This is a genomic window from Sinorhizobium numidicum (assembly GCF_029892045.1).
Lineage (GTDB): Bacteria > Pseudomonadota > Alphaproteobacteria > Rhizobiales > Rhizobiaceae > Sinorhizobium > Sinorhizobium numidicum.
Genome location: NZ_CP120367.1, coordinates 1173888 through 1199855, shown reverse-complemented (window position 1 = coordinate 1199855; position 25968 = coordinate 1173888). Strand labels below are relative to the sequence as shown.

20 protein-coding genes and 1 pseudogene are annotated in these 25968 nt (G+C 61.7%); 11 read left to right on the top strand and 10 right to left on the bottom strand.

From position 1 onward, the window contains the following. Positions 1 to 71: 71 nt before the first annotated feature. Both PYH37_RS05695 and PYH37_RS05690 read right to left on the bottom strand, forming a co-directional pair. Positions 72 to 2141 (bottom strand): ATP-dependent helicase, encoded by a 2070-nt coding sequence (locus PYH37_RS05695; protein WP_280730485.1) that lies wholly within the window; start codon positions 2139 to 2141, stop codon positions 72 to 74. Between the two features lie 358 nt (positions 2142 to 2499). Next, positions 2500 to 3315: a class I SAM-dependent methyltransferase gene (locus PYH37_RS05690; protein WP_280730484.1), complete on the bottom strand. Its 816-nt coding sequence runs from the start codon at positions 3313 to 3315 to the stop codon at positions 2500 to 2502. A 107-nt stretch (positions 3316 to 3422) separates the two neighbouring features. On the opposite strand from PYH37_RS05690, the gene PYH37_RS05685 reads away from it, so the two are divergent. The 5 genes and pseudogenes from PYH37_RS05685 to PYH37_RS05665 all read left to right on the top strand — a co-directional run bounded on the left by PYH37_RS05685 (position 3423) and on the right by PYH37_RS05665 (position 7686). Next, positions 3423 to 4556 (top strand): ABC transporter substrate-binding protein, encoded by a 1134-nt coding sequence (locus tag PYH37_RS05685; protein ID WP_280730483.1) that lies wholly within the window; start codon positions 3423 to 3425, stop codon positions 4554 to 4556. Positions 4557 to 4611: 55 nt separating this feature from the next. Further along, positions 4612 to 4875 (top strand): annotated as a pseudogene (locus PYH37_RS05680) (ABC transporter substrate-binding protein); the annotation flags it as partial. A gap of 145 nt (positions 4876 to 5020) precedes the next feature. Beyond that, positions 5021 to 6091 (top strand): FecCD family ABC transporter permease, encoded by a 1071-nt coding sequence (locus PYH37_RS05675; RefSeq protein ID WP_280730482.1) that lies wholly within the window; start codon positions 5021 to 5023, stop codon positions 6089 to 6091. Further along, a complete protein-coding gene (locus PYH37_RS05670) occupies positions 6085 to 6846 on the top strand; it encodes an ABC transporter ATP-binding protein (protein WP_280730481.1) in 762 nt (253 codons plus the stop codon). Before PYH37_RS05675 ends, PYH37_RS05670 begins: the two co-directional genes overlap by 7 nt. A gap of 387 nt (positions 6847 to 7233) precedes the next feature. Next, positions 7234 to 7686 (top strand): RrF2 family transcriptional regulator, encoded by a 453-nt coding sequence (locus PYH37_RS05665; RefSeq protein ID WP_280730480.1) that lies wholly within the window; start codon positions 7234 to 7236, stop codon positions 7684 to 7686. Between the two features lie 79 nt (positions 7687 to 7765). Here PYH37_RS05665 and PYH37_RS05660 read toward each other — a convergent pair whose 3' ends face one another. Beyond that, entirely contained in the window at positions 7766 to 8983 is a 1218-nt protein-coding gene (locus PYH37_RS05660; RefSeq protein ID WP_280730479.1) for an SfnB family sulfur acquisition oxidoreductase, read from the bottom strand. A 692-nt stretch (positions 8984 to 9675) separates the two neighbouring features. Between PYH37_RS05660 and PYH37_RS05655 the strand changes: the two genes are divergently transcribed. Next, on the top strand, positions 9676 to 11082 hold the full coding sequence (locus PYH37_RS05655; RefSeq protein ID WP_280730478.1) for an FAD/NAD(P)-binding protein: 1407 nt from the start codon (positions 9676 to 9678) through the stop codon (positions 11080 to 11082). A gap of 105 nt (positions 11083 to 11187) precedes the next feature. Here PYH37_RS05655 and PYH37_RS05650 read toward each other — a convergent pair whose 3' ends face one another. Further along, positions 11188 to 11733 carry a flavin reductase family protein gene (locus tag PYH37_RS05650; protein ID WP_280730477.1) on the bottom strand — a complete coding sequence of 182 codons (546 nt, stop codon included), beginning with the start codon at positions 11731 to 11733 and terminating at the stop codon, positions 11188 to 11190. A gap of 197 nt (positions 11734 to 11930) precedes the next feature. Here PYH37_RS05650 and ssuD point away from each other — a divergent pair, with 197 nt between their 5' ends. From ssuD to PYH37_RS05630, 4 genes are all read left to right on the top strand, one after another. Continuing rightward, on the top strand, positions 11931 to 13100 hold the full coding sequence (gene ssuD, locus PYH37_RS05645) for an FMNH2-dependent alkanesulfonate monooxygenase (RefSeq protein WP_280730476.1): 1170 nt from the start codon (positions 11931 to 11933) through the stop codon (positions 13098 to 13100). Beyond that, positions 13097 to 14554 carry an FAD/NAD(P)-binding protein gene (locus tag PYH37_RS05640; protein ID WP_280730475.1) on the top strand — a complete coding sequence of 486 codons (1458 nt, stop codon included), beginning with the start codon at positions 13097 to 13099 and terminating at the stop codon, positions 14552 to 14554. The genes ssuD and PYH37_RS05640 overlap by 4 nt, the downstream gene beginning before the upstream one ends. A gap of 240 nt (positions 14555 to 14794) precedes the next feature. Continuing rightward, on the top strand, positions 14795 to 16180 hold the full coding sequence (locus tag PYH37_RS05635) for an NfeD family protein (RefSeq protein WP_280730474.1): 1386 nt from the start codon (positions 14795 to 14797) through the stop codon (positions 16178 to 16180). Continuing rightward, entirely contained in the window at positions 16180 to 16953 is a 774-nt protein-coding gene (locus PYH37_RS05630; RefSeq protein ID WP_280730473.1) for a slipin family protein, read from the top strand. Before PYH37_RS05635 ends, PYH37_RS05630 begins: the two co-directional genes overlap by 1 nt. A 61-nt stretch (positions 16954 to 17014) precedes the next feature. Here the strand turns inward: PYH37_RS05630 and PYH37_RS05625 are convergent, their stop codons facing one another. Continuing rightward, complete coding sequence (locus PYH37_RS05625; protein ID WP_280730472.1) at positions 17015 to 17404, bottom strand: hypothetical protein; 390 nt, start codon at positions 17402 to 17404, stop codon at positions 17015 to 17017. Positions 17405 to 17801: 397 nt separating this feature from the next. Then, entirely contained in the window at positions 17802 to 18785 is a 984-nt protein-coding gene (locus tag PYH37_RS05620) for a zinc-dependent alcohol dehydrogenase family protein (RefSeq protein ID WP_280730471.1), read from the bottom strand. Between the two features lie 109 nt (positions 18786 to 18894). Here PYH37_RS05620 and PYH37_RS05615 point away from each other — a divergent pair, with 109 nt between their 5' ends. Further along, positions 18895 to 19368, top strand: coding sequence for an NUDIX hydrolase (locus PYH37_RS05615; RefSeq protein WP_280730470.1), 474 nt, complete (start codon positions 18895 to 18897; stop codon positions 19366 to 19368). Positions 19369 to 19379: 11 nt separating this feature from the next. Here PYH37_RS05615 and PYH37_RS05610 read toward each other — a convergent pair whose 3' ends face one another. The 4 genes from PYH37_RS05610 to nirB are packed head-to-tail and all read right to left on the bottom strand — an operon-like array spanning position 19380 to position 25968. Further along, positions 19380 to 20531: a siroheme synthase family protein gene (locus PYH37_RS05610; protein WP_280730469.1), complete on the bottom strand. Its 1152-nt coding sequence runs from the start codon at positions 20529 to 20531 to the stop codon at positions 19380 to 19382. Further along, positions 20503 to 23160, bottom strand: a complete 2658-nt coding sequence (locus PYH37_RS05605; protein WP_280730468.1) for a nitrate reductase — start codon at positions 23158 to 23160, stop codon at positions 20503 to 20505. The genes PYH37_RS05610 and PYH37_RS05605 overlap by 29 nt, the downstream gene beginning before the upstream one ends. 2 nt (positions 23161 to 23162) lie before the next feature. Then, complete coding sequence (gene nirD, locus PYH37_RS05600) at positions 23163 to 23501, bottom strand: nitrite reductase small subunit NirD (RefSeq protein ID WP_280730467.1); 339 nt, start codon at positions 23499 to 23501, stop codon at positions 23163 to 23165. A 4-nt stretch (positions 23502 to 23505) separates the two neighbouring features. Next, a complete protein-coding gene (gene nirB / locus PYH37_RS05595) occupies positions 23506 to 25968 on the bottom strand; it encodes a nitrite reductase large subunit NirB (RefSeq protein WP_280730466.1) in 2463 nt (820 codons plus the stop codon).

The window sequence follows — 25968 nt, the reverse complement described above, 5'->3', positions numbered from 1 at the left end:
AGAGGCAGGTTCCGCCTCCTCGTTCCGCTCGTCTCTCTCGTGGTCCGCAGGCGCGGTCACCGTTCTCTTTCCTATCGCCACATGCCGCGCATTCGGGCGCCGACATCGATGCGGATTTGCCTTGCGTCACGCTGCCCGGCGGCTGATGCCGTGGCGGCCGGCCATGCCGAGCACTCAAAAAATTGCAACAGCGTCGCCGGAATAAAACGTGTGCGCGAGGCATAGACATGGCGATCGCCTTGGGCGTTTTGCCCGTGCGTAAAGAAGCGCTGCGGCGTGATCAGATGCAGGCTGTCCTTGGCGCGTGTCATCGCGACGTAAAGAAGCCGCCGTTCTTCCTCGATTTCCGACGTGCTGCCGACGCCAAGGTCGGAGGGGATGCAACCGTCGACGCAATTCAGCACGAAAACGGATTTCCACTCCTGTCCCTTGGCCGAATGGATGGTCGAGAGGATCAGATAGTCCTCGTCGAGGAGCGGCACGCCCGATTGGTCGCTGGTCGCATCGGGCGGATCGAGAGTAAGCTCGGTCAAGAATCTTTCGCGCGAGGAATAGCCGGCAGCGATTTGCTCGAGTTGCAGCAAATCCGCCTTGCGTACCTCCGCATCCTCGTGAATGCGTAGGAGATGCGGTTCATACCAGTTGCGCGCCTCGCCGATCTCGGCCGGCCAGCCGGCACCGCGGGAGCGCAGGCCCTGAAGCATATCGACAAAGAACGTCCAGTCATCGCCTGAACGCGGCGGGGCAGGCATTGCGCAAAGGGCCGTCAGCGGCTCCGGGTCGGCCGCCATAGCATCGAGCGCTCGGCTTGCCGTCTGCGGACCTACGCCCGGCAGCAGTTGCATCAGCCGAAAGCCCGCCACGCGGTCCCGCGGGTTCTGCGCAAACCTGAGCACCGCCAGAATGTCCTTAACATGGGCGCTGTCCAGGAATTTAAGCCCGCCGTATTTGACGAAGGGAATGTTGCGGCGGGTCAGTTCCACTTCCAGCGGCCCGCTGTGGTGTGACGTGCGAAAGAGCACTGCCTGTTGCTTCAGCAGCGTGCCGCTCTCGCGGTTTTCCAGCACCTGATCGATGATGTAATTTGCTTGGCTCGCCTCATCACGCACCGTCACCAGCCGCGGTCTTTCGGCGGATTCGCGCTCAGTCCAGAGGTTCTTGGTGAAGCGCTCGCGCGCCAGATCGATCACGCCATTGGCAGCCGCGAGTATCGGCTGTGTCGAGCGGTAATTCCGGTCGAGGGTGATGATGTCGGCGGCGGGGCTGAATTCGTTCGGGAAATCGAGAATGTTGCGCACTGTCGCGGCCCGAAACGAATAGATCGACTGGGCGTCATCGCCAACGACGGTCAGGCCGCGGCCACCGGGCTTGAGCGCCGTCAAGATCGAAGCCTGCAGCCGGTTGGTGTCCTGATATTCATCGACCAGCACATGGTCGAAGCGTTCGCCGACTTCCTCGGCCAATACGGCGTCGCCCATCATCTGTGCCCAATAGAGCAGCAGGTCATCGTAATCGAGAACGTTCTGCGCCTGCTTTGCCTCCACGTAGGTGGAAAACAGTTCACGCAATTGCTTGTCCCAGGCGGCACACCAGGGAAAGAACGCGCGCAGAACCTCATCGAGCGGCTGTTCGGAATTTACCGCTCGGGAATAGATCGCGAGGCAGGTGCCCTTCGTCGGAAAGCGGCCCTCCGTCTTCGAGAAGCCGAGCTCATGACGGACGAGATTCATTAGATCGGCGCTATCCTCCCGGTCATGGATGGTGAAGTCCGGATCGATACCGATCTCGCCGGCATATTCGCGCAAGAGCCGTGCGCCGATACCATGGAATGTTCCCGCCCAAGCAAGCGCGTCGGCCATGATGCCGGCCTTACCGGCGAGAACCTGTGCGCAGATGCGCTCGACCCTCCGACCCATCTCGGCCGCCGCACGACGAGAGAAGGTCATCAAGAGGATGCGGCGCGGATCGGCACCGTTGATGATCAGATGTGCCACACGGTGCGCCAGCGTGTTCGTCTTGCCCGACCCGGCGCCGGCGATAATCAGGAGCGGTCCGCCGATCGCCCCGTTCGGCAGTCCGACGCCATGCTCGACAGCGCTGCGCTGCCGGTCGTTTAGTTTCTCCAGATGCGCCGCGTTCATCTGCCTTGTTTATCTCTTTGTTATTTCCGGAATCGCGGAGTCGAGTCGTCATTACGCAGGTTCAGGAGCCGCCTCATCCGAAATTGCCGTTGGCAAATTGCGGGCTCAGTGTCGAATCGAGAACAAATAACGAACGTATCAACAGATCCGGCCGTTGCAAAGCTGGTGAGATGTGATTTCGCATCGCGACCGACCGCTCCTGTGGGTATTGCGATCGCAGAACAGGGGCGAGGGAAGGCGGACATCGATTTCCCCCGGGAATATCGCAGAGACGATTGAGACGACGTCGCAAACCGTCGCCGAACTTTCGCGGACCGCGAACGGACGCGGTCTGGTCGGGTGCGGCAGGGACTTCCTGTCAGGCCGCGGCTGACGGCTTGGTGGCGCAGATCGCGTAACGATGCTGGCTCTTTCGGGCAAGCCCCTTGAAAATGTTCCAGTTCTTCGCCTGTGTCCGGTGAATGTCGCTCAAGTCGGTGTCGATTTCCACGCCGATGAAACCGACCGTTTCAAGGAGTTCGGCGACCGCCTCGGCGCGCGCGCCTTGGGAAAAGTGAACGCGGGAGAGAATGCTGCGATGGGTCTCCATCATCTCTCGCGAACCCGAGGGCGTGTCCGCCTTGAAGATCCCGGCGCGCTGGCCCCAGGTGCTGAGCTTCGAAAAGAACCGCTCCAGGGCGCTCGTGTTGACGAAATCACCGTCGACGATCAGCAACCTGCCGCCGGGTTTAAGCACTCGCAGCCACTCGGCAAAGGCTGCCGCCGGGTCGACCAGCGTCCAGACCAGATGCCGATTGACGATGACGTCGTAGCGATCGTCCGATTCCATCGTGTTTTCCGCGTCGCCGATGCGAAAGGAAATCTTGCGCCTCCGATCCCTCGCTTTCTTGCGCGCCCGGTCGAGCATGGGTTCGGCCCAGTCGAGACCGGTAACCTTGAAGCCGAGATCATCGAGCAGGTGCGAGACCACTCCGGTTCCGCTCGCAAGATCGAGCGCCGCGCGGCCGGCGCCCTCTCCAAGGTGGCGCAGGAACAGCCGATGCCAGGCGGCGCGCTCGTCCTCGGAGAAAATTTCGTGCCCGGGCGAGAGGTCGAAGGTGGCAGCACGCTCGGACCAATAAGCCTTGATTTCGTCACGAAGATCATAGTTTCGGCGCTCTGCCACTTCGCTCATTTCTCTTCCCATTCTTCCCTGTTTGGAAGCGTTCTAAAAGATAAATGTTGACCGATAAAGTCATGAAATATTAGAAGTCAGCAAATTTTTCAGCGGAGCAGAAAACAATGAGGCTTTTCAACAGGGCGGCCTTGGCCGCCGCGGGTTTTGGCGTGCTTTGGTCGACCGCGGTGTTCGCTGAAACGGTCAAAGTGAAGGATGTCACCGGCCGCGATGTCGAAGTCAATGTGCCGGTGGAGCATGTCATACTCGGCGAAGGGCGCCAGATCTATTTCCTCGGTGCGCTCGACAGGGAAGAGCCGTTCAAGCGGGTCGTTGGCTGGCGCGACGATCTGGCGAAGGCGGACCCGGAAAGCTATGCCGCCTATCTCGCAAAGTACCCCGAGATCGCCAAACTGCCGACCTTCGGCGGCATGAAGGACGGCACGTTTGACATCGAGCAGGCGGTCGCGCTGAAGCCCGATGTCGTCCTGATGAACATCGATGCGAAGACGGCCACGGAAGAGGCGGGCTACGTCGAAAAGCTCCAAAAAGTTGGCATTCCGCTCGTCTATGTCGATTTTCGCGAGAAGCCGATGGAAAACACCGAGCCGAGCATGCGCCTCATGGGCAAACTGCTCGGCAAGGAAGAGAAAGCCGAGGAGTTCATCAAGTTCCGCGCCGATAACATTGCCAAGGTGACGGATGTTCTGGCCAAGGCCGACGCGAAGAAGCCGCTCGTCTTCGTCGAGCGCGCCGGCGGTTATTCCGACGATTGCTGCATGTCCTTCGGCAACGAGAACTTCGGCAAGATGGTCGAGTTCGCCGGCGGCGTGAATATGGCCAAGGACATCATTCCTGGCACGTTCGGGACGGTCAATCCAGAGCAGGTCATTGCTGCGAACCCGGATCAGATCATCATCACCGGCGGCAACTGGGAGGGCTATGTGCCTGGCGGAGCATGGGTCGGGGTTGGCTATGGCGCCGATGAGGCCGAAGCGGTGCGCAAGCTGGAGAACCTGACGAAGCGCCCGGCCTTCACAGGCGTCAAGGCGGTCAGCGACAGCAACGTTCATGCGATCTGGCACCAGTTCTACAACAATCCCTACCAGTTCGTCGCCATCCAGCAGATCGCCAAATGGCTGCATCCGGATCTGTTCACGGACCTCGACCCCGAGGCGACGTTCAAGGAACTGCACGAGCGTTTCCTGCCACTCCCCTACAAGAGCGGCTACTTCGTCTCCCTGAATGTCGGCCAGTGATAACGAACGGCCGGAGGGCAGGAGCCCTCCGGCCGCGACGCTGCGAGGTTTGTAAATGCCGGTGCTGCAGTCTTTCCTAAAGGTCATTCTTTGGCTGGCTTTCGCAACGCTCCCTGCGGTGTCAAACGCGGCGGAGATCACCGACGTCACCGGCCGCAAGGTCGAAATCGAGCTTCCGGCCAACCGGGTGCTGCTCGGGGAGGCGCGCCAGATTCATGTGGCCGCCGCGCTTAAGGGCGAACACGTCTTTGATACGATCGTCGGCTGGCGCGACGATCTCATCAAGAAGGATCCGGATTCCTACACGGCTTATCGCGAATCCCGATCCAGCAATTTGCCAAATGGTTCCATCCCAAGCTTTTCGCCGACATGGACCCGGACCGCACCTTCCGTGAATTTCATGAGAAATTCCTCCCGGTCGCCTATCGCCCGGGCTATTTCGTCTCTCTGCCGCATGGGGGTGAATGATGGTTGCAGTCGTTGATGATATGCCGGCTGCCGAGGGGCGCGGCCGTTACCGCGCCCTCGTGTTGCGCCGGCTGCTCATGCTTTCCTGTCTTGTCGCGGCGCTCTTCGTGTCGGTTTCGGTCGACATGGCGCTCGGGCCCGCCAATTATCCGCTTGCCGATGTCCTGACGGCGCTGTTCCAGTCTCAAACGGTCAGCGATCAACTACGCGTCGTGATCTGGGATATCCGCATGCCGATCGCGCTGATGGCCGTCACCGTCGGCGCCTCGCTGTCGGTGGCGGGCGCGCAGATGCAGACCATCCTTGCCAATCCGCTGGCCAGCCCCTTCACGCTCGGTATTTCGGCCGCTGCCGGCTTTGGGGCCGCTCTCGGTCTTGTTGCGGGTGTCGCAATCTTTCCGTTGGCCGTTCACTACATGGTGCCGATCAACGCCTTTCTGATGGCGATGGTGGCAGCACTCTTCATCCATTTCGCTTCGACCATGCGTGGCGTGACAGTCGAAACGATCGTCCTTCTCGGTATCGCCCTCGTCTTCACCTTCAATGCCGCATTGTCGCTACTGGAGTATCTCGCATCGGAGCAGGCGCTGGCGGCTGTCGTGTTCTGGACCATGGGTAGCCTCACAAAGGCGACCTGGCCTAAGGTCTGGATCACCGGCGCCGTTCTGGTCGTCTCGGTGCCGCTCTTTGCTCGGCACGCCTGGGCGTTGACGGCACTTCGGCTCGGCGACGATAAGGCAGCAAGCTTCGGCATCAATGTCCGTCGGCTGCGGCTGGAAACGATGCTGACGGTGAGCCTGCTTGCGGCAATCCCCGTCTCCTTCGTCGGCACCATCGGCTTCGTAGGCCTCGTCGGGCCTCACATCGCCCGCATGCTGGTTGGCGAAGACCAGCGTTTCTTCCTGCCCGCCTCTGTCCTTTGCGGTGCGCTGTTGCTCTCCGTGACCTCCGTCGTCAGCAAGATGCTCATTCCGGGCGCCGTGCTGCCGATCGGCGTCATCACCGCGCTCGTCGGCGTCCCCTTCTTCTTTGCGCTGATTTTCACCAACAGGAGACGGTCATGGTAAGCCTCGCGCTCAAAGATGTCGGCGCGACCTACGGACGGCGCACCGTGCTGTCCGGCGTCAACACGGGAGTGCTGAGAGGCGGTGGCCTGACCGCCGTCATCGGTCCGAATGCCGCCGGAAAGTCGACGCTCTTCAAGCGCATCGCGGGACTTGCCGCCGGTCCCGGCCTCGTCCACCTCTCGGACACGGCCAAAGGTCGCGAGGCGATCTGCTACATGCCGCAGGATACCGGCGCCAACGCGGTGCTGACCGTCTATGAGTCGGTGCTGCTTTCGGCGAAGCAGGGTTCCGGCTGGAAGGTGAAGGATGGCGAACTTACGGAAATCGATCGGGCGCTTTCGGCGCTCCGGATCGATGATCTGGCGTTTCGTGGCCTCGGCGAACTCTCCGGCGGCCAGCGCCAGCTCGTCTCGATTGCGCAGGCGCTGGTGCGCAAGCCGGAAGTCCTGCTGATGGACGAGCCCACATCGGCGCTCGACCTCTTCCGCCAGATCGAGGTGCTCGGCTTCATGAAGCGGCTGGCTGCGCATTCGGGCATGGCTGTGCTGATTGCGTTGCATGACCTGAACCACGCGCTTCGCTATTGCGACGATACGGTGGTGATCAGCGGCGGCTCGGTGGTCGCGAGCGGCCCGACGCACGCGTTCATTACCGCTGAGATGTTGAAAAACGTCTACCGCGTCGAAGCCCGGATCGAAGCCTGCTCGCTCGGCCGCCCCGTGGTCATCGTAGACGAATCCATCAGCTCTGCTTGATCATGCCGGCTTCTCGTCCGTTCTTCAGTTCGAGGCCGGCCAAGGCCAGCAAATAGCGTTTCGGACCTATTCCTCGATCGCCGTTCCCAATTGATCAGGAGCTCTCTATGAGCGCTCGAGCGTTCGTGCTTCCAAGTAAATCTATGTAGGAACTGAATTGACTTCTTGCCGCCTGAATGACGTTGATCTATAACATATAACTAAGATGCCGAGTGTACATAGAGCCGGTGCGACACCCCGGCGTGGCGGCGGCTATCGGCACGAGATCACGATGATTTTGGGCCCCCAAGATCAGCGGCGTGATCGCTTCTCATTGGTTGAGTCGCGGGATGCGGGCGGAAAATCGCACTGCTCCGTCATCCTGCCTTTTCTCGAAAGCGATGCCTCATGCTGACAAAAAAAGGAAAATACGGTCTGAAGGCGATGGTCGACCTCGCCCAACTGCAGCCAGGCGAGACGGCCTTCATTACTGATATCGCCGTTCGCAACAACTTACCAAAGAAGTTCCTCGACACGATTATGCTGGAACTCAGAAATGCTGGATTTCTGCGCTCGAAGAAGGGCCCCGGTGGCGGCTATTCGCTGGCGCGCCGAGCCTCCGAGATTCGCGTCGGCCAGGTGATCCGCACTCTCGATGGCCCGCTGGCGCCAATTCGTTGCGCCAGCCGCACGGCTTACGAAGCCTGTGACGACTGTTCGGACCCGGAAACCTGTCATGTACGACGGTCGATGATTGTCGTGCGGGATGCCATGGCCGGCATCCTCGACAATATGACGCTCGAGCAGTTTGCGGCCAGCGAGCAACAAATTGTGGCGCCGCTTCGCAGCGAAGCCAGTTGAACGGCCGATTTACAAGAAACAGGATGGGCCGCAGTCGCGGCCCATCCTCGTTTGCCGTGGTGCGGCAAAACAGCAGGTATCACAGCGTGCCGTTGCGGGGCGGCCTGACGCCGTTGAGGTGATAATTGCCGACGACGTGGTATTTCCAGCGCACCGGATCATTAAGGGTGTGGGTGCGCGCATTGCGCCAATGGCGATCGAGATTGAGCGCCACCTTCGTCGACGCGGTGCCGGCAAGTTCGAAGAGCGTGTTCGTGGCCTCGAGCGCGACTTCGGTCGTCAGCACTTTGGCGGCAGCGACGGCGAGACTTGCTTCCGTCGCGTGTTCCTCCGTCGGCTCGATCTGGGCGATATCGACCTTTCGGCCGGCATGCTCGATGACGGCTGCTGCGGCCTCCAGACGTATGGCGATCTCGCCGACCTTGGCGATCGTCAATGGATCCTCCGATGCGCGCTCCATGCCGCTATCCATCCAGGGGCGCGCCCTGTTGCGCACGAAATCGACGGTTTCGCGGAAAGCGGCGCGGGCGATGCCAAGATCGACGCCGGCGTGAATGATCTGGCCGACGGAGCCGATCGTCGCCGGCTGTTCGAAGCCGAGATGGTGCCTGACGACGGAACCCGCATTTACATAGACATTTTGCAAGAGGGTTGTGCCGCTGCCGGTGACGCGCTGGCCAAAACTGTCCCAATCGTCGATGATCTGGATGCCTTCCGTGCCGCGCGGAACGAAGGACATGGTGATCTCATCGGCGGCATCAAGCGCGAAGATTGCAATCCAGTCGGCGAAGAGAACGCCGGTCGAATAATATTTGCGGCCGTTGATGCGATAGCCGGCGCCATCTTCGGTGATACGGGTGTCGTAGTGGCCGGCGGTCCTGGTGCCGGTCTCCGAAAGCGCATTGGCGAACCGGTCGCCGGCGAGCGCCCGGGCGAAGAAGAATTTCTTCTGCTCCTCCGTGCCATCCTGCCGAAGCGCCTCGAGAATGTAGAAGTGGCTTTGCGGGATCTGTCCGATCGAGCTGTCTGCTTCCGAAAGGATGGCCGTCACTTCGGCAAGCACCGCGTTGGAGACGTCGATGCCCTCATACTCTGAGGGAATGCTGATGGCCAAGAGACCGGACTGCGCAAGCTGGTCGAGCTCTTCATAAGGAAGGACCCGCTCCAGGTCGCGTTCGCTCGCGCGCGCGGCAACTTGCGCAGCGAGCTGCGTTGCGACCGACAAGGCCTCTTCTTCGCTTTCGATCCGGTGCGCCATCGGCCTGGGTTTCTCGGCGAATTGCGAGACGGTTCCCATATTGGTCCCTCCGTGAATCACGACGAGTGATCGGCTGCAACGTGGAGCGGAATGCCTGCGGAGGACCGCTTAATGCCTGTGCCCGATCCCGCCTCAGGCGTTTGCCCGTATCACTGAACGATCCTTGTGCAGTTCATAAGAAAGCATATTCTATAGAAATTATCGATATAGAACTTTCTTTTCTTCTGCGCTGTCAAGCCGACACATAGTATGGCGCACGAGGCGATTTCTTCCACTCTCGAGGTTCATGAAGAGCGCTGCAAAGGGCCGAGTGCAGCGGATGCTCGCAGGTTTAGTTTAGCGGACGGAACGGGAAATAGTCGATGATTCAGAGGGTTGCAGCTCCTAACAGGGAGCACGCAACGGGTGCGCTCGGCCATTCAACAAAACGCTTGCCGATCGGAATGTTTGTCATAAAATACTAACTTGATAGACTATGCCGTATAAGGATGACCGTGAGCCAAAGTGCCGGGCCAGCCGCAAGAACGGAAAATGTCTCGCCAGAAGCGGGATCGGACAGCATGCGGGGCGGTCCTCTGCTCGTACTCTCCTTCCACGCGTTAGACGGGCGAGCGGCATATGATCTTGACGATCCCGAAATTCAAACGGCAGCGATTTGTGTGTCTCGAAGTAGTCCTGCGTAGGGGTTGCCCAAGACTGAGGAGCGACGGCCAGGTCGCAAAGGAGCTCACATGACTGTTCACGGACTGTTTGCAACGAAGCCGCCCGCGGCGGCCAGCTTGTCCTCGAAACCGGAGTTCGCCATCGTCGGCCGCGGATTTTCCGGCATCATGATGGCAATCGCGCTCATGAAGTCGGTGCGTGTGTCGTTTCAGCTCACGATGTACGATCCCCATCCGTCGATCAACGGTGGTCAGGCGCTGTCTTCGGCGCAGAGTTTAGAGATACTGAACAGTCGCGTGCGGGACCTATCGGTCGCCGCCGGACAACCCGACGACTTCAACGACTGGCTTTGCGCCAATGACGAATTCCGTGCCGCCGTTCCGGCCGCGATACCCGGCTTTCGGCAGATTTTCGTGCCGAAGGGCATTTTCAGCGATTATGTCCATCAGCGGTTTTCCGAAGCGCTTGCCCGCCGCTCTGACATCACGGTGAAATTCTCCCACGAGCCCGTACTTGCCCTGCGCAAGCTGTCCACTGGCCGCTTCACCCTCGTCCGCGAGGGGGGAAATGACGAGTGCGATGTCGTCGTACTTGCGACGGGGTTCGGCGTCCAGCCCCGCAACATCGAGATTTCGGGGGATGAGACACCCGTCGTTCGGGCGCGACGGCTCGTCGATCCGCGCCATGCCGTCCTGCTTGGCAGCGGCATTCGCGTGGTTGATCGTCTGTTTCAGCTGCGCGACAACGGCTACGCGGGCAGGATCACGTTGCTTTCACGGCATGGATTTCTTCCGCAGACCCACACACGGCTCGCAGCGGCGCCAAGTTTTCCGGTCGATCCCATGCCGGTCGGTCTCCGGCAGATCGTGCGTTTCGTCCGCCAAGCCTGCGCGGACGCAGAAGCCAGCGGACAGGGCTGGCAGTCGGCGATGAACGGACTTCGCCGGCGTGCGCGCTCTCTCTGGCAGTCGCTGTCCCCGCAGGAGAAGCGGCAATTCAATCGTCACCTGCGCGCTATTTACGACAGTCACAGGAACCGTTTGCCGGCGGCGGTGCACGCTCGTCTTCAGCAGGAACTTGCCGACGGACGAACGGTGCTTTGCCGCGGATGGGCGGGCCGCCGTTTGCCGGAAGGGCTCATGGTCCGCTGGGCTGGCCAGTCGAGCGAGGAACTGTTGCGGGCCGATCAGGTCATCGACTGCCGCTGTTCGGCGCCGGATCTCGCGGCCCCCTTGTTCCGGAGCCTTTTCGCTGGGGGATTGGCGATGACTGACGAACTCGAGCTCGGCCTCGCTGTCAGCCCCACCGGCGAGGTGCTCGCGGAAGGAGGGCGCACCCCCAATCTTTTCGCCATCGGGCCACTCGGATTGGGCAGCTTGCCGGATATCGATCTGGTGCCGGAAATCGTCACGCAGACCTATGCGGCGGCGCGGCTGATCGCAACCGGCAAACGTCCGGCCCTGAAGGCCGGGTAGAGGGCGGACGCAGGCGCGGAATTCGACGATCGGGTCAAGTATGCATTTCCCCGGCGGGTGCTGACTATCACCTGGTGAAGTCGTTGTTTTGGGGATATCCGCGCTTCAGCTTCTGAAGCGGCCATATTGTCCGTTGTGGTAGACCAGCGGTTCGCCCGAACCCGTCTGAATGTCGGCAACACGCCCGATGATGATTGCATGACTGTGGCGCTCGATGATGTCCTCCACTTCGCAATCGATGGCGGCGAGTGCGCCGACCAGGATAGAAGCGCCGCTGTGCCGGGCCAGCCATTCTGCGCCTTGATAGCGTTCGACGCCCTTGAGCCCGCCTAGTCCTGCAAATCGTTCGGCAATGGCGCGCTGCTCGGCCGTCAGATAGTTGACGCAAAAATGGCCGTGCTGCTGGATGACTGGCCATGTCGACGAAGTGCGATTGATACTGACGATCATCGCCGGCGGGTCGACCGAAAGGGCCGTCGCCGAGGTGACGGTTGCCCCGGTGCGATCCGCTCCATAGCCGGCGGTGACGACAGACACGCCGCCGGCGACGTTGCGCATCGCGATCTTCAAGCCGGCATGGCCGACTGGCTGGGAGTCGGGGGCAAGCTTGGTGGTCTTCAGGATGTCTGCAGAATTGGCGAAGGCGGTCATTGGGAATGCCTCTTGGAAACGTCCATCTGTTTTCGCAGCCGTAGAAGGCGTTCGGAGCAAATTCTTTCCAAGAGCAACAATGATAATCAGCGGAACCATTGTCAATAAAATTTATAGAGTTTATTGTTTGTGATCGAAGCCCCCACCGAAACTTTCTCGCCTCGGAGAGATCCGCATTGGAGGAGATAATTTTGGCGATGACGCCCATACCTGAAAAAGTGAATGTTCCCTGGTTCCTGCCAACTCACGGGGAAAGCCGCTATCTCGGCACTGCTATCGGCGCACGCAATGTCGACCTCGCCTATCTGAAGCAGGTGGCGCAGGCGGCCGACGCCCTCGGCTATTATGGCGTCCTGCTTCCGACCGGCCGCAGTTGCGAGGACAGCTGGGTGGTTGCCTCGGCTCTGGCGCCTCTTACGGAGAAGCTGCGCTTTCTGATTGCCGTGCGGCCGGGCCTGCTGTCGCCAACGCTCGCCGCGCGCATGACCGCAACGCTCGACCGCCTGTCGAACGGCAGGGTGCTCGTCAATGTGGTCACGGGGGGCGATCCGATCGAAAACAAGGACGACGGCCTTCACCAGTCACACGCCGAGCGCTACGAAGTCACTGAAGAATTTCTCAATGTCTATAAGGCGGTTCTGCGCGGCGAACGCGTGAACTTCCAAGGCAAGCACTTCGACATCGAAGATGGCAGATTGCTTTTCGCGACGCACCAGAGACCCCATCCGCCGCTCTATTTCGGCGGATCGTCCGGCGTTGGCCAGCAGGTCGCGGTCCGTACCATTGACAAATATCTGACATGGGGCGAGCCTCCGGAAGATATAGCGCGAAAAATCGCCGAGGTTCGGGCTCTCGCCGAGGCGGAGGGCAGGGAAGTATTCTTCGGCATCCGCCTCCATGCGATCGTTCGCGAAACGGCCAAGGAAGCCTGGAAGGCAGCGGACGAACTCATTCAATACGTCGATGATGCAACGATTGCTGCGGCACAGAAGGTCTTCGAAAGAATGGACTCCGTTGGCCAGAGCAGGATGAACAGGCTGCACGGCGGGCGGCGCGACAAGCTCGAGGTTAGCCCCAATCTCTGGGCCGGCGTCGGGCTGGTGCGCGGCGGAGCCGGGACTGCGCTTGTCGGCGATCCTGATCAGGTCAAGGCGCGAATGGAAGAATACCGCGAACTTGGCATCGATACCTTTATCCTGTCCGGCTATCCGCATCTTGAGGAAGCCTATCGGTTCGGCGAGCTTGTCCTGCCGCACCTGCCACTCAACCGCCCCGTGAAACCAAGGGACGCCTCGATCAACACCGGGCCCTTCGGCGAGACCATCGCCGGTGACCATCGGCCGACGCTCAAGGTTTCGCAATCATGACCGGCGCTTGGCCCTGCATCGCCATCATCGGCGGCGGTTTTAGCGGCGCCAGGATTGCCGCGAACCTCGCATGCGATCGCGACATGGAGGGATGGCGCATCGCCGTCTTCGAGCCGCGCGAAAAATTGGGCTGCGGTCTTGCCTATGACACCGACGATCCAGCTCATCGCGTCAACGTCCCGGCCGCACGCATGAGCCTCGATCCGGACGATGCCGATCATTTTCTACGCTGGCTTGACGCCCATGGGGAACCGCGCGACGACGCGGGAGCCCTGGCATCCGACGGCCATCTCTACCCGCGCCGCGGCCTCTTCGGTCGTTATGTTGAGGATTCTGTCGCGCCTTTCCTAAGCGAGGGGCGCATCGTCCACTATCGGGAAAGGGTGATCGGAGTGGAACGGACGGGCTCCGCTTGGGAAATCCGCGGCGATGGCGGTACCGAGCTGCGCGCCGATGTGCTGGTGGTGGCGGCGACGCATCCGGCTCCGGAAGCGCCGGCAGGTATCGAGGACGTACTGCGGGGGCACGTCCGCTATGTGCCGGATACGACCGTGCCCGGCGCCTTGACAGCTATCCGGCCAAACGATCGCGTCCTGATCATCGGGACCGGGCTGACGGCCGCCGACGTCATTGCGTCTTTGCGCACTACCGGGCGGACGGGGCCGATAACGGCCTTTTCCCGCCGTGGTCTGCGGTCTCGCGGGCATGCGTGCCAGGCACAGGATCCCTATGGCGATTTCACCTCGCCGCCGGCCGAGTCGGCAACGGAACTGCTTGTCCGCGTGCGCCGTGCGATAGCGAGCGCCGAAGCGGAAGGCTTCACCTGGCATGCAGTTTTCGACGCCCTGCGTGCGCAGGGTGGACAGATCTGGCGCAATCTGCCGGTTGCCGAGCGGCGACGGCTCGTGCAGCGTCTCAGGCCTTTCTGGGACGTCCACCGCTTTCGCGTAGCCCCGCAGATCGATGCGATTGTCAGCGCAGGGCTGCAGTCGGGAGATATCCGTATTCTGGCCGGGACGATCACGCGTATCGAGAGAAACGGCGACGAAATTGCTGTTGCGTTCCGGCGGCGGCGAGCCGGCGGGACGGAGCATTGGAATGTCGATGCGGTCGTGGTCACGACCGGTCCTGCCCACAAATCCGTGCTGAAGAGCCAGAGCTGGCTCGATGCACTCTCGACAGCGGGCTATCTGCAAGCGGATGCGGTCGGCCTCGGCCTTGCTTGCAGTGAGAGCAGCAGAGCCCTGGATCATCAAGGTCGGGAGACCGAGAACCTCTTCATTGCCGGACCGCTCGCCCGCGGAACCTTCGGGGAACTGATGGGCCTGCCGCAGGTCAACGACCACGCCATCTTCGTGGCGGCGCAGGTGGCGGCGCTGGCGCGGGCACGAAAGGCGGCTGCCAATGCAAGAGTTCCCGGCGCCGTTCACCGCGGTTGCCGTCAGGCACCGTGATCGGCTCCCATTGAGCCTGCGAAGTGAGCGGCTTCCGTTGACGCGTATTCTCTGAGCGAAAACCAGATGAGCTTTCGCCAGATCGGGCAGGGATGCAACTTCCGCGGCAATGCCACGAGGCCATATCTTACCTTTTTGCAGTTCTGACATATATTAGGGGATGTTTAATTTCGACGACAGGTAGAGCGGGAAAGCTATCCGCGAGCCCCTCTGCCTGACGAGAACCCCGAGGCTTTGAAGGTGTTCCGAGTCCGCATCCTGGTGTTTGCTCTATTGGCCGCGTTCGCGTTTCCCGTGCCAGTTGCGTATGGAGCTGAGCGTCTTGCGATGGTGCTGCATGTGAACGGCGCCATAAGCCCTGCCACGGCCGAATATGTGACGCGCGGCCTGCAGCGGGCCAATCAGCGCGGCCTATCGCTGGTCATCCTTCAGATGGACACGCCTGGCGGCCTCGACACCTCGATGCGGGATATCATCCGTGCCGTTCTCGACTCGTCGGTGCCGGTCGCCAGTTTCGTGGCGCCAAGCGGCGCGCGGGCGGCGAGCGCCGGCACCTATATCCTCTATGCCAGTCACGTTGCGGCAATGGCGCCGGGAACCAATCTCGGCGCAGCGACGCCGATCGCCATCGGCGGGGGTCTGTTCGGCGGCGACGATGAAGATGGCAAAGATACGCCCGGTGACACAAGCGAGCGCAACGCTGACAAGCGGCCGGCAAATGCCGGCGAGGCGAAACTGATCAACGACGCGGTAGCCTATATCCGCGGGCTTGCGGAGTTGCGCAACCGCAATGCCGACTGGGCGGAACGGGCGGTGCGTGAGGCCGCGAGTCTTTCGTCCGCCGCTGCCGTCCGTGAGAAGGTCATCGATTTCACAGCCGTCACCGTCGGCGACCTCTTGAAGCAGGCCCATGGCCGCACGGTCCGGGTCGGCCAGATGGATATTAAACTCGACACGGCTGAGCTCCGGGTTGAGGATGTTCTGCCGGACTGGAGAACCCGTCTGCTTTCGGTCATCACCGATCCGAACGTCGCCCTTCTTCTTATGATCGTCGGCATCTATGGTCTGATCTTCGAGTTCCTGACGCCCGGAACGGTGGTGCCGGGAACAGTCGGAGGCATCTGCCTGTTGCTCGGCCTCTATGCGCTGGCGGTGCTGCCGGTCAGCTACGCCGGCTTGGCGTTGATCCTTCTTGGAGCGGGATTGCTGGTGGCCGAAGCACATGCGCCATCCTTCGGAGTCCTTGGTCTCGGCGGTGGGGTCGCGCTCGTTTTGGGTGCGGCCATCCTATTCGACACGGACATACCGGGCCTGCAGGTATCCTGGCCGGTTCTGAGTGGCGTTGCGATCGCCAGCTTGGCTTTCAGCCTGCTCGTCGCGCGTCTCGCGTTCGTCTCGCGCCGCCATGAGGTCGTGACCGGTGCGGAGCAGATGATCGGCATTTCCGGCAAGGTCGACAGTTGGGCGGGTCCCGCCGGATATGTCATCGCCCATGGGGAACGCTGGAAGGCGGTCAGCGATGAACCGCTGGCCGCCGGAGAGGATGTGATGGTTGTCGGTCGAGACGGCTTGACGCTCGAAGTCGCGCGCAGGGCGCAACGGACTTTAGGGAAAGGGAAAAAGTGATGGCCCTATTTGGAAGTCTTGTCCCGCTTATCGCGGCGCTTCTGCTGCTGTTGATCATCATCGCCTATGCGATCCGTATCCTGAGGGAATACGAGCGCGGCGTCGTTTTCACCCTGGGTCGCTTCACCGGGGTGAAGGGACCCGGCTTGATCCTGCTCGTTCCCTATGTGCAGCAGATGGTGCGCGTCGATCTCCGAACCCGGGTTCTCGACGTGCCAAGCCAGGATGTGATTTCCCACGACAACGTCTCCGTGCGCGTCAGCGCGGTCATTTACTTCAGAGTGATCGATGCGGAGAAGTCGACCATCCAGGTCGAGGACTTCATGATGGCGACCAGCCAGCTTGCGCAGACTACGTTGCGTTCGGTGCTCGGCAAGCACGATCTCGACGAGATGCTGGCGGAGCGCGACAGGCTCAATGACGACATCCAGAAGATCCTCGACGTTCAGACCGATGCATGGGGCATCAAGGTCGCCACGGTCGAGATCAAGCACGTCGATATCAACGAGTCGATGATCCGGGCAATCGCTCGACAGGCGGAGGCGGAACGCGAGCGGCGCGCAAAGGTCATCAATGCCGAGGGCGAGCAGCAGGCGGCGGCGAAATTACTTGAAGCGGCCCAAATCCTGGCGCGGCAGCCGCAGGCAATGCAATTGCGTTATCTCAGCACGCTGAACGTCATCGCCGGCGAAAAGAACTCGACCATCATATTCCCGTTCCCTATGGAGCTTGCCAACATCATAGCGGCAACGACCGGTCGCCCGCCCGAGTAGCAATCCTGGAGCGGAGAGGCGGCGGGGCGGGGTGGCGGCGAGTCGGCTGCCGCGAGCGGCGTCACATGGCCAACTTCGTCGCGACGCGCTCGGTTAGTTCTTCCTGCTCGTCGCGCGTGCATTTTGCCGCTTCGGTCGCCAGATGCGCGCCCATCCGCGCAAGGCGCTTGGTCTCATCGGAATAGTCTTGGAGGGCATTGCGCCAGAAGCTGCAATAAAGATCGAAGCTGTCGCGCGCATAGTCTGATGCGAGAAGATCCCGCCAGAGCTGAAGATGCTGCTGGCTGCGGTTCTGCATGAAACTCAGCGCCTCGACCTGATAACCCAACATCGTTTGCAACACCGTCGACTGGATGCGCGCCGTCGACAGCAACAACATTCGACCCTCGGCGGCCATCGGCCATCGTGGCAACATGGTTGGAGAAAACGTCTCGGTGATCTTTCTGGGCATGAAAGCAACTCCGGTTTACGCCGCTTCTCGTTGCCCTTGCGGCAACCGAAAATGACGACGGATCGCGTCGCACCACAGCGCCCTGCGTCTTTTCAGACGCGCAAAAGTCGCTGTAGCACTTTGAATTGCTGCATGTTTTTATCCTTAAATCCGCTTCGGATGAAGGAAACATGCAGTAGGAGTTTACCGGGCACCTCCGCGGCAGATTTGGAAACGAGGGCTCAGTCGCCGGGACGCTCTTGAGCTTACGTCGATATTGGTGCGCTCATGCGAAGCTAGAGTAAAACATATGGAACGCTCTATAAAGCCTTGATTCCTGTTCGTCAGGGAAATCGCCGAGCAAGAGTGCGTCGCCGTTGTTTGGTCAGCGAGACGCGGTTCGGCTACCGCGTGGGCGTCACGGCGCCAACACGGCGGCGCCGTTCAGCCGGCCGGCACGAAGGTCTTCGAGAGCGACGTTCGCTTTTTCAAGCGGATAGACCGCCGTGCGGGTGCGCACGCCAACCTCTGCGGCGATGGCAAGGAACTCGCGGGCGTCCTCACGCGTGAGGTTCGCGACGGAAAGAAGGTCGCGTTCGCCCCAAAGCACCGCATAGGGCATGGCAGGAATGTCGCTCATGTGGATGCCGCCGCAGACGACCCGTCCGCCTTTGCGCACCGCCTTGAGGGCGGGCGGCACAAGCTCTCCGACCGGGGCAAAAATAATTGCCGCGTCCAGGGGCTCCGGTGGCGGTTCGTCCGATGCGCCCGCCCAGACCGCGCCGAGATCGAGGGCGAAGGCCTGCGCCGCCGCGTCTCCGGGGCGGGTAAAGGCGTAGATCTGTCTCCCTTGCCACACGCAGACCTGGGTGATGATGTGGGCGGCGGCACCGAAACCGTAAAGCCCGATCTTCCGGTCGTCGCCGGCTCGCTTTAATGAACGCCAGCCGATGAGCCCCGCGCATAGCAGAGGCGCGAGCGACACGGGATCGCCGGCGGGGTCGAGATCAAAGGCATAATCGGCGTCCGCGATGACATCCGTGGCGAAGCCGCCGTCGCGGGTATAGCCGGTGAATAGCGGGTCGTTGCAGAGATTCTCCGCATTCGAGCGGCAATAGAAGCATGTTCCGCAGGTATGGCCGAGCCACGGCACGCCCACGCGGCGGCCGATCCTCGTCGGATCCACACCGGCGCCGATCGCCTCGACGATGCCGACGATCTCGTGCCCGGGAACGAGCGGCAGCTTCGGTTGCGGCAGATCCCCATTGACAACGTGCAGATCGGTGCGACAGACGGCGCAGGCCTCGACCCTCAGCCGAATCTGGCCGGCGAGCGGAGCCGGAAGCGGCCGTTCGACCTCGACCAGCGGCCTTCCAATTTCTTCAAGAACCATCGCCCGCATCGCTGCCAGCCTGTTTTTCGGCAAACTTTGTTGAAGCTGCCATGCCATTCGAAACCAAGAGCGTCGATGATATCCTGTCGAGCCGGCTTCAGGAATCGAAGGATCGCAAATGCCGAAGAAAAGTGCGGGCATTCTGCTTTACAAACACGAGGCGGGTGTCCTCTTCGTTTTGCTCGTTCATCCTGGCGGTCCTTTCTGGAGCAACAGAGACCTTGGCGCATGGTCGATCCCGAAAGGTGAATACGAGCCCGACGAGGAGCCTGAAGCGGCTGCCCGGCGTGAATTTCTGGAGGAGACCGGTATCGCAGTGACGGGGGACCTGGAGCTCCTTGGCGAACTGCGCCAGAAAAGCGGCAAGCTGGTCACGGCCTATGCGAGCGAGAGCGATTTCGACGTCGCGAGTATCCGGAGCAATGTGTTTGAAATGGAATGGCCACCGCACAGCGGGCAGGTACAATCCTTTCCCGAGGTTGATCGCGCGGCATGGTTCATATTGCAGGACGCGCGCGAGAAGATAAATACCTCGCAGCGGCCATTTCTCGATCGCCTAGACGCATTGCGCCGCAAGAGCTCGGCGTCCTGAACCGAGCGACCTCAAGCAACTTCGGCAGCCGCTGCGGCTTCATCCTTTTCGATCGAGGTCTGCCCGCTGCGCCGACTGGGCTCCGCACGGATGCCCGGTACGATCTCGACGCGCAGGCCGTGATTTTCCAGCCTTGTAATTGCCTCAGTCGTGCCGGCATCGATGCTCGGGTCTCCCGATTGGAGGCGCACCACGCGTTTTCCCGCTTTGGCGAGAGCCACCATCATATTGTGGCTATCGTCGTGCGAACCATCCCTGCGCCCTGCGTCCGGTCGGATAAGGATGCGCTTTGCCTCCCGCCGGGCCAGTTCCAGCACGTCGTCCGAAATCAGCCCGTCAAAAAGGATGACGTCGGCCGCCTGCAGCGCCCGAACGGCCTTGAGCGTTAGGAGCTCCGCGTCGCCCGGACCTGCGCCGACGATCGTGACGCGGCCGATGGCGGGAAGGGGCGTCGAGAGACGATCCATCTCCCCCATCAGCCGCGTCTCGACACCCTCCTCCGGTGTCTCCAGAAAAGCCCGATCGGCGAAACGCTCCCAGAATACGCGGCGTGCGGCACCCGCTTTCAAGTGGCTATTCACGCGCTCGCGGATCGCCCGTGCGATTGTTGCCCAATGCTTGACCGCCGGCGGCAACAAGGTCTCGATCCTACGGCGGATCGCCTGCGCGAGGATCGGCGCAGCGCCGTCGGTCGAGATCGCTACGACGACCGGGGACCGATTGACGATCGATCCGAACTGAAACTGGCAAAACGCAGGCCTGTCGATGACATTGACGGCAACACCTGCCGCGCGCGCCGCTTCGAAAAAGGCTTGCGCGTCTCGATCGTCCTCGCAATCCCCGATCGCCATGGCCGCACCATGAAAAATGCCGTCATGCCAGACGGCGTCATGATGAATGAAACGACCGCAGGCATGCGCGCCACCCCGCGCAATCAGGCCTAGAAAGGTGTCACTGAGATCGGCGCGCGGAGCATAAACATGAACCTCTGCCCCGCAGGCCGCCAGCAGCTCGGCCTTCCACGCCGCCGCATCGCTGCCGCCAGCAATCACGACGGGTTTGCGACTTAGGGGCCAGAAAAGGGGCAGTGTCGCGAGCGCGGCTACGCGCTGCGGCTGTGGCCTAGAGAGCGTATCACTCAGCGGCCGCGGCAAGACATCCATTGATGATCCCCCTGATTTCGGAGCGGCAGGAGCCGCAATTGGTGCCGGCACTGAGCCTCTGGCCGACCGCTTCGACACTGTGGCATCCGTCGCGGATGGCGGCGGTGATCTGGTTGACGCCGACGCTGAAGCACGAACAGACGGTGGCGCCCGGATCCGGCTTGTCGGCACCGGGACGGCCGGCGGCGACGGCGAAGCGTTTGCTGAGATCGGCATGTGGAACCGCGAGCTGCGACACGGCCCAACTGCGCGCGACGGCGACGGGGCGGGGCGAAAGGAAAAGGGCGGCAAAAAGCCTCTCACCTTCGAAGAAGGCGAGGCGGAACTCGCCTGATTGCCGGTCGGTATAGCCGATCGGCTCGATGCCGCCCGGAATGGAGAAGGCTTGCCGGCACCAGTCGATCCAATTGTCCTGTGCGCCATCGAAGGCGAGCTCCGCTCGCCATCCGGCCTCGGCCTTCGCGATCGCCCAATAGACTGCTTGAAGCTTACGGGGCTTTGCCGTCGACACAGCGAAGCCGTAGGTCCGGGCTGCGAAACGGGCGGCCTTTACCGCGACGTTTTTCGAGGCGGGTTGGCCGGAGAAAGGATCGGTGATCGGCGGCACCAGTGCGTCGATGCGCGCTTTCGAGGCGAACTGATCGTTCCAGTGCATAGCCGCGAAGAGGTTGCCCGGCGCCTGGCGCGCGGTGACGAGCGCGCGGACGATCACCGTACCACAGGGGCTCTCGATTCGCACGAGGTCGGCATCCGCTACGCCGATTGTCTGTGCGTCGCTCGGATGAATTTCGACGAAGGGCTCAGCGATGTGGGCGGAGAGCCGCGCGCTCTTTCCGGTGCGGGTCATTGTATGCCAGTGGTCGCGCACCCTTCCGGTGTTGAGCGTGAAAGGGAGGGCGTCATCGGCGAGTCTGGCCTTCGGCGCCTGCACCGGGACAAAGCAAGCGCGGCCGTCCGGATGATAGAAGCGGCCGTCGGCGAAGAAGCGTCCTTCCTGCGGCGCCGTTTCCTTAGGCTGCGGCCACTGGAAAGGCTCAAGACAGTCATAGGCCGCTCGATCGATCGACGCATGAGCACCGATATCGAAATCGCGGCGGCCATCATTCTCGAAGCCGGAAAGCGCGGCGTGTTCGGCGAAGATTTCGGCTGAAGACGCATGGCCGAAAGCCTCCGAAAAGCCCATCCGCCGAGCGACTTCCGCCAGCTGCCACCAGTCGGCGCTCGCCTCTTCCGGCGCATCGAGAAAGGCGCGCTGACGCGAGATACGTCGTTCGGAATTGGTGACGGTGCCGTCCTTCTCGCCCCAGCCGAGCGATGGCAGCAGCACGTGCGCATGACGGGTCGTGTCGGTGTCGCGCAAAATGTCGGAGACGACGACGAAGGGGCAGGCCTTGAGTGCCGCTTCGACCACGTCGGCATCGGGCATGGAAACGACCGGGTTCGTCGCCATGATCCAGAGCGCCTTGATCCGCCCGTCGGCAACGGCTCGGAACATGTCGACTGCCTTGAGGCCCGGCTTGCTCGCCACCGCTGGCGCACCCCAGAAGCGTCGCACCTGATCTCGGTGCAGTGATTTTTCGATATCCATATGGGCGGCAAGCATGTTCGCAAGCCCGCCCACTTCACGTCCGCCCATGGCATTGGGCTGACCGGTCAGCGAGAACGGCCCCATGCCCGGCCGGCCGATACGGCCGGTTGCCAAGTGACAGTTGATGATGGCGTTGACCTTGTCCGTTCCGGCGGATGACTGGTTGACGCCCTGGCTGTAGCAGGTGACGACCTTTTCCGTCGTTTCGAACAGCCGGAAGAAATCGCGCAACTGCTTTTGCGCAAGGCCGGTTGCTGCCGAAAGTCCATCGAGGTTCAGGGCAGAGGCGGCGGCAAAGGCCTCGGCAAACCCTGTTGTGTGTGCCGAAACATAATTCTGATCGATGGCGCCGCTGGTTGTCAGATGGACAAGCAGGCCGTTGAAGAGGGCAACGTCCCCATCGGGCGCGATTGCCAGATGCATATCGGCGATGTCCGCCGTCATCGTCTGGCGCGGATCGATGACGACCACCTTCATTTCCGGACGGCTGGCCTTTGCCGCCGCAAGGCGCTGATAGAGGACCGGATGGCACCAGGCGAGGTTGGAGCCCGTTAGCACGACGAGATCGGCCAGCTCCAGGTCCTCATACATGCCCGGCACCGTATCGGAGCCGAAGGCGCGGCGGTGGCCGGCGACCGAGGACGACATGCAAAGGCGCGAATTGGTGTCGATATTGGCCGAGCCGATGAACCCTTTCATCAGCTTGTTGGCGACGTAGTAATCTTCGGTCAGCAATTGCCCCGACACGTAGAAGGCAACCGAATCCGGGCCGTGCTCGGCGATGCTTTGCAAAAAACGCTCGGCCACGAGCTCAAGCGCTTCGTTCCAGCCTGCACGGCGGCCGCCGATCTCCGGATGGAGGAGGCGGCCGTCGAGATCGAGGGTCTCGGCAAGCGCCGAGCCCTTGGAGCAGAGCCGGCCGAAATTGGCCGGATGCTCGGGATCACCCTTGACGCTAACCGCGCCGTCATCGTCCACACGGGCGATGACACCGCAGCCGACGCCGCAATAGGGGCAGGTGGTCTTGACCTCGCACGCCATCTTTATTCCGCCGCTGCCAATGCTAGGCTTTCAAGCGCGATGAAAAGCGCACCCTTGTCGTTGCGCACCGGGATGGTGCGCACCTCGCCTTGGTCGGCGCCGAGGGCCTTGCCTGTTTCGAGCGAAATGACCCAATTGTGCAGCGGGCAGGTGACGGCAGTGCCATGCACGATGCCTTGGGAAAGCGGCCCGCCTTTGTGCGGGCAGTGGTCCTCGATCGCGAAGACGTCGTTTTCGGCGGTCCGGAAGACGGCGATCTTGCCGATCGGCGTCTTGACGCAACGCGCGCCACGCAGCGGGATTTCGCTGATGTCGCCAATAGCAATCCAGTTCATCGTCATCGTTTCACTCCGCTGCCTGGTTGAACTCGACCGTCGCCATCGGCCGGAACTCATGTTTGTCCTTGCCAGAGACACGCTCCGACCAGGGATCGACCTGAGCGAACTTCTGGCTGAAGACGAAGCGGTCGAAATAGGTCTTGCGCTTCTCGGCATCCTCCATGATCTGCCGGCGGATCTCGTCGAGGCCGACGCGTTTTGCCCATTTGTAGATGCGTTCGAGATAGCGGGCCTGCTCGCGATACATCTGCGTCAGCGCCACGATATGCTCCAGCGCCTCGTCCTCGGTCTTGACCAGCCCGAGAACTTCGGTGCCCTTGATGTCAAGGCCGGCGGCCCCGGCGAAATGGATCTCGTAGCCGGAATCGACGCAGATGACGCCGACGTCCTTGCAGGTCGCTTCGGCACAGTTGCGTGGGCAGCCGGAGACGGCCATCTTCACCTTTGCTGGCGTCCAAGAACCCCACATGAACTTCTCGATGCGGATGCCGAGACCGGTCGAGTCCTGCGTGCCGAAACGGCACCATTGGGAGCCGACGCAAGTCTTCACCGTTCTAAGGCCCTTGGCGTAGGCTTGGCCGGAGACGAAGCCGGCCTGGCCGAGATCGGCCCAGACAGCGGGCAGATCCTCCTTCTCGATGCCGAGCAGGTCGATACGCTGGCCGCCGGTGACCTTGACCAGCGGCACGTTGAACTTGTCGACGACATCGGCGATGGCGCGCAGTTCCTTGGAATTGGTGACCCCGCCCCACATGCGCGGTACGACCGAATAGGTGCCGTCCTTCTGGATGTTGGCGTGGACGCGTTCATTGATGAAGCGCGATTGGTAGTCGTCGGCATATTCGTCCGGCCAGTCGCAGACGAGATAGTAGTTGAGCGCCGGGCGACATTTGGCGCAGCCGCAGGAGGTCTTCCACTCGAGTTCCTGCATGACGGCGGGGATGGTCTTCAGCTTCTTCGCCTTGATCAGACGGCGCACGTCGTCATGGCCGAGCTCGGTACAGGTGCACATCGGCTGCACGGCGGCGGGATTGTAGGCATCGCCGAGGGTCAGCGACATCAGTTGCTCGACGAGACCGGTGCAGGAGCCGCAGGAGGCCGATGCTTTCGTGTGGGCGCGCACATCGTCAAGCGAAGTCAGCCCCTTGCCGGTAATCGCCCCGACGATCTTGCCCTTGCAGACGCCGTTGCAGCCGCAGATTTCCGCATCATCCGGCAAGGCTGCAACGGCCGCCATAGGGTCCAGCGGGGATCCTCCCTGATAGGCCTGGCCGAAAATCAGAGTGTCGCGCATTTCGGAGATGTCGGTGCCGCGCTTCAACAGATCGTTGAACCAAGCGCCGTCGCCGGTCTCGCCGTAGAGCACCGTGCCGATGATGCGGTTGTCCTTGAGGACGAGCCGCTTGTAGATGCCGGCCGTGGCATCGCGCAGCACGATCTCCTCGCGCCCCTCGCCATCGGCGAAATCGCCGACCGAATAGAGGTTGATCCCGGTGACCTTCAGCTTCGTCGGCGTATCGGAATGGACGAAGGCGGCGCTGCGGTCTCCGGCAAGGTGGGCGGCCGCAACTCGTGCCATTTCATAGAGCGGCGCGACGAGGCCGTAGACCATGCCTCCGACTTCGGCGCACTCGCCGAGCGCCATGATATCCCCGTCGGACGTCTGCATGCCGGCGTCGACGACGATGCCGCGGTTGATGGCGAGCCCCGCCTCCTTGGCAAGACCGACATTCGGCCTGATGCCGACCGCCATCACGACCAATGTCGCCGGAATGATCCGGCCGTCATCGAGCTCGATACCCTCGACCTTGCTCTCGCCAACGATCCGCTTGGTATTCGCCTTGGTAATGACCTTGATGCCGCGCTCCTCGACCGCCTTCTGCAGCAGGTAGCCGGCAGCTGGATCGAGCTGGCGCTCCATCAGGGTCGGCATGACGTGCAGCACGGTGACGTCCATGCCGCGCGCCTTTAGGCCGGCTGCCGCTTCGAGCCCGAGCAGACCGCCACCGATGACGATCGCCTTTTCGCGCGACTGGGCTGCAAGCAGCATCGCCTGCACGTCATCGAGATCGCGATAGGTGATGACGCCGCGCAGGTCCTTACCCGGAACGGGAATAATGAAGGGCACCGAACCGGTGGCGATCACCAGCTTGTCGTAGCTTTCCGTAACGCCATGGTCGGAGGTGACCGTCTTCGCGTCCCGATCGATCGCAACAATCTTATGGCCCTTATAAAGGGTGATGCCGTGCTGGATGTACCAGCCGTCGCCATGAATGACGATCTGCTCATAGGTTTTTTCGCCGGAAAGCACCGGCGAGAGCAGGATGCGGTCGTAGTTGACACGCGGCTCGGCGTTGAAGATCGTGACGTCATAGTGCCCGGGCGCTTTTTCGAAAAGTTCTTCGAGCATGCGGCCTGGCGCCATGCCGTTGCCGATGATGACGAGTTTTTCTGGGGTATTTTCAGCCAT

What these genes read in the sequence shown, in the direction of transcription:
- PYH37_RS05695 (WP_280730485.1), bottom strand. Translation starts at nt 2,141, where the DNA reads ATGAACGCGGCGCATCTGGAGAAACTAAACGACCGGCAGCGCAGCGCT.
- PYH37_RS05690 (WP_280730484.1), bottom strand. Translation starts at nt 3,315, where the DNA reads ATGAGCGAAGTGGCAGAGCGCCGAAACTATGATCTTCGTGACGAAATC.
- PYH37_RS05685 (WP_280730483.1), top strand. Translation starts at nt 3,423, where the DNA reads ATGAGGCTTTTCAACAGGGCGGCCTTGGCCGCCGCGGGTTTTGGCGTG.
- PYH37_RS05675 (WP_280730482.1), top strand. Translation starts at nt 5,021, where the DNA reads ATGATGGTTGCAGTCGTTGATGATATGCCGGCTGCCGAGGGGCGCGGC.
- PYH37_RS05670 (WP_280730481.1), top strand. Translation starts at nt 6,085, where the DNA reads ATGGTAAGCCTCGCGCTCAAAGATGTCGGCGCGACCTACGGACGGCGC.
- PYH37_RS05665 (WP_280730480.1), top strand. Translation starts at nt 7,234, where the DNA reads ATGCTGACAAAAAAAGGAAAATACGGTCTGAAGGCGATGGTCGACCTC.
- PYH37_RS05660 (WP_280730479.1), bottom strand. Translation starts at nt 8,983, where the DNA reads ATGGGAACCGTCTCGCAATTCGCCGAGAAACCCAGGCCGATGGCGCAC.
- PYH37_RS05655 (WP_280730478.1), top strand. Translation starts at nt 9,676, where the DNA reads ATGACTGTTCACGGACTGTTTGCAACGAAGCCGCCCGCGGCGGCCAGC.
- PYH37_RS05650 (WP_280730477.1), bottom strand. Translation starts at nt 11,733, where the DNA reads ATGACCGCCTTCGCCAATTCTGCAGACATCCTGAAGACCACCAAGCTT.
- ssuD (WP_280730476.1), top strand. Translation starts at nt 11,931, where the DNA reads ATGACGCCCATACCTGAAAAAGTGAATGTTCCCTGGTTCCTGCCAACT.
- PYH37_RS05640 (WP_280730475.1), top strand. Translation starts at nt 13,097, where the DNA reads ATGACCGGCGCTTGGCCCTGCATCGCCATCATCGGCGGCGGTTTTAGC.
- PYH37_RS05630 (WP_280730473.1), top strand. Translation starts at nt 16,180, where the DNA reads ATGGCCCTATTTGGAAGTCTTGTCCCGCTTATCGCGGCGCTTCTGCTG.
- PYH37_RS05625 (WP_280730472.1), bottom strand. Translation starts at nt 17,404, where the DNA reads ATGCCCAGAAAGATCACCGAGACGTTTTCTCCAACCATGTTGCCACGA.
- PYH37_RS05620 (WP_280730471.1), bottom strand. Translation starts at nt 18,785, where the DNA reads ATGCGGGCGATGGTTCTTGAAGAAATTGGAAGGCCGCTGGTCGAGGTC.
- PYH37_RS05615 (WP_280730470.1), top strand. Translation starts at nt 18,895, where the DNA reads ATGCCGAAGAAAAGTGCGGGCATTCTGCTTTACAAACACGAGGCGGGT.
- PYH37_RS05610 (WP_280730469.1), bottom strand. Translation starts at nt 20,531, where the DNA reads ATGGATGTCTTGCCGCGGCCGCTGAGTGATACGCTCTCTAGGCCACAG.
- PYH37_RS05605 (WP_280730468.1), bottom strand. Translation starts at nt 23,160, where the DNA reads ATGGCGTGCGAGGTCAAGACCACCTGCCCCTATTGCGGCGTCGGCTGC.
- nirD (WP_280730467.1), bottom strand. Translation starts at nt 23,501, where the DNA reads ATGACGATGAACTGGATTGCTATTGGCGACATCAGCGAAATCCCGCTG.
- nirB (WP_280730466.1), bottom strand. Translation starts at nt 25,968, where the DNA reads ATGGCTGAAAATACCCCAGAAAAACTCGTCATCATCGGCAACGGCATG.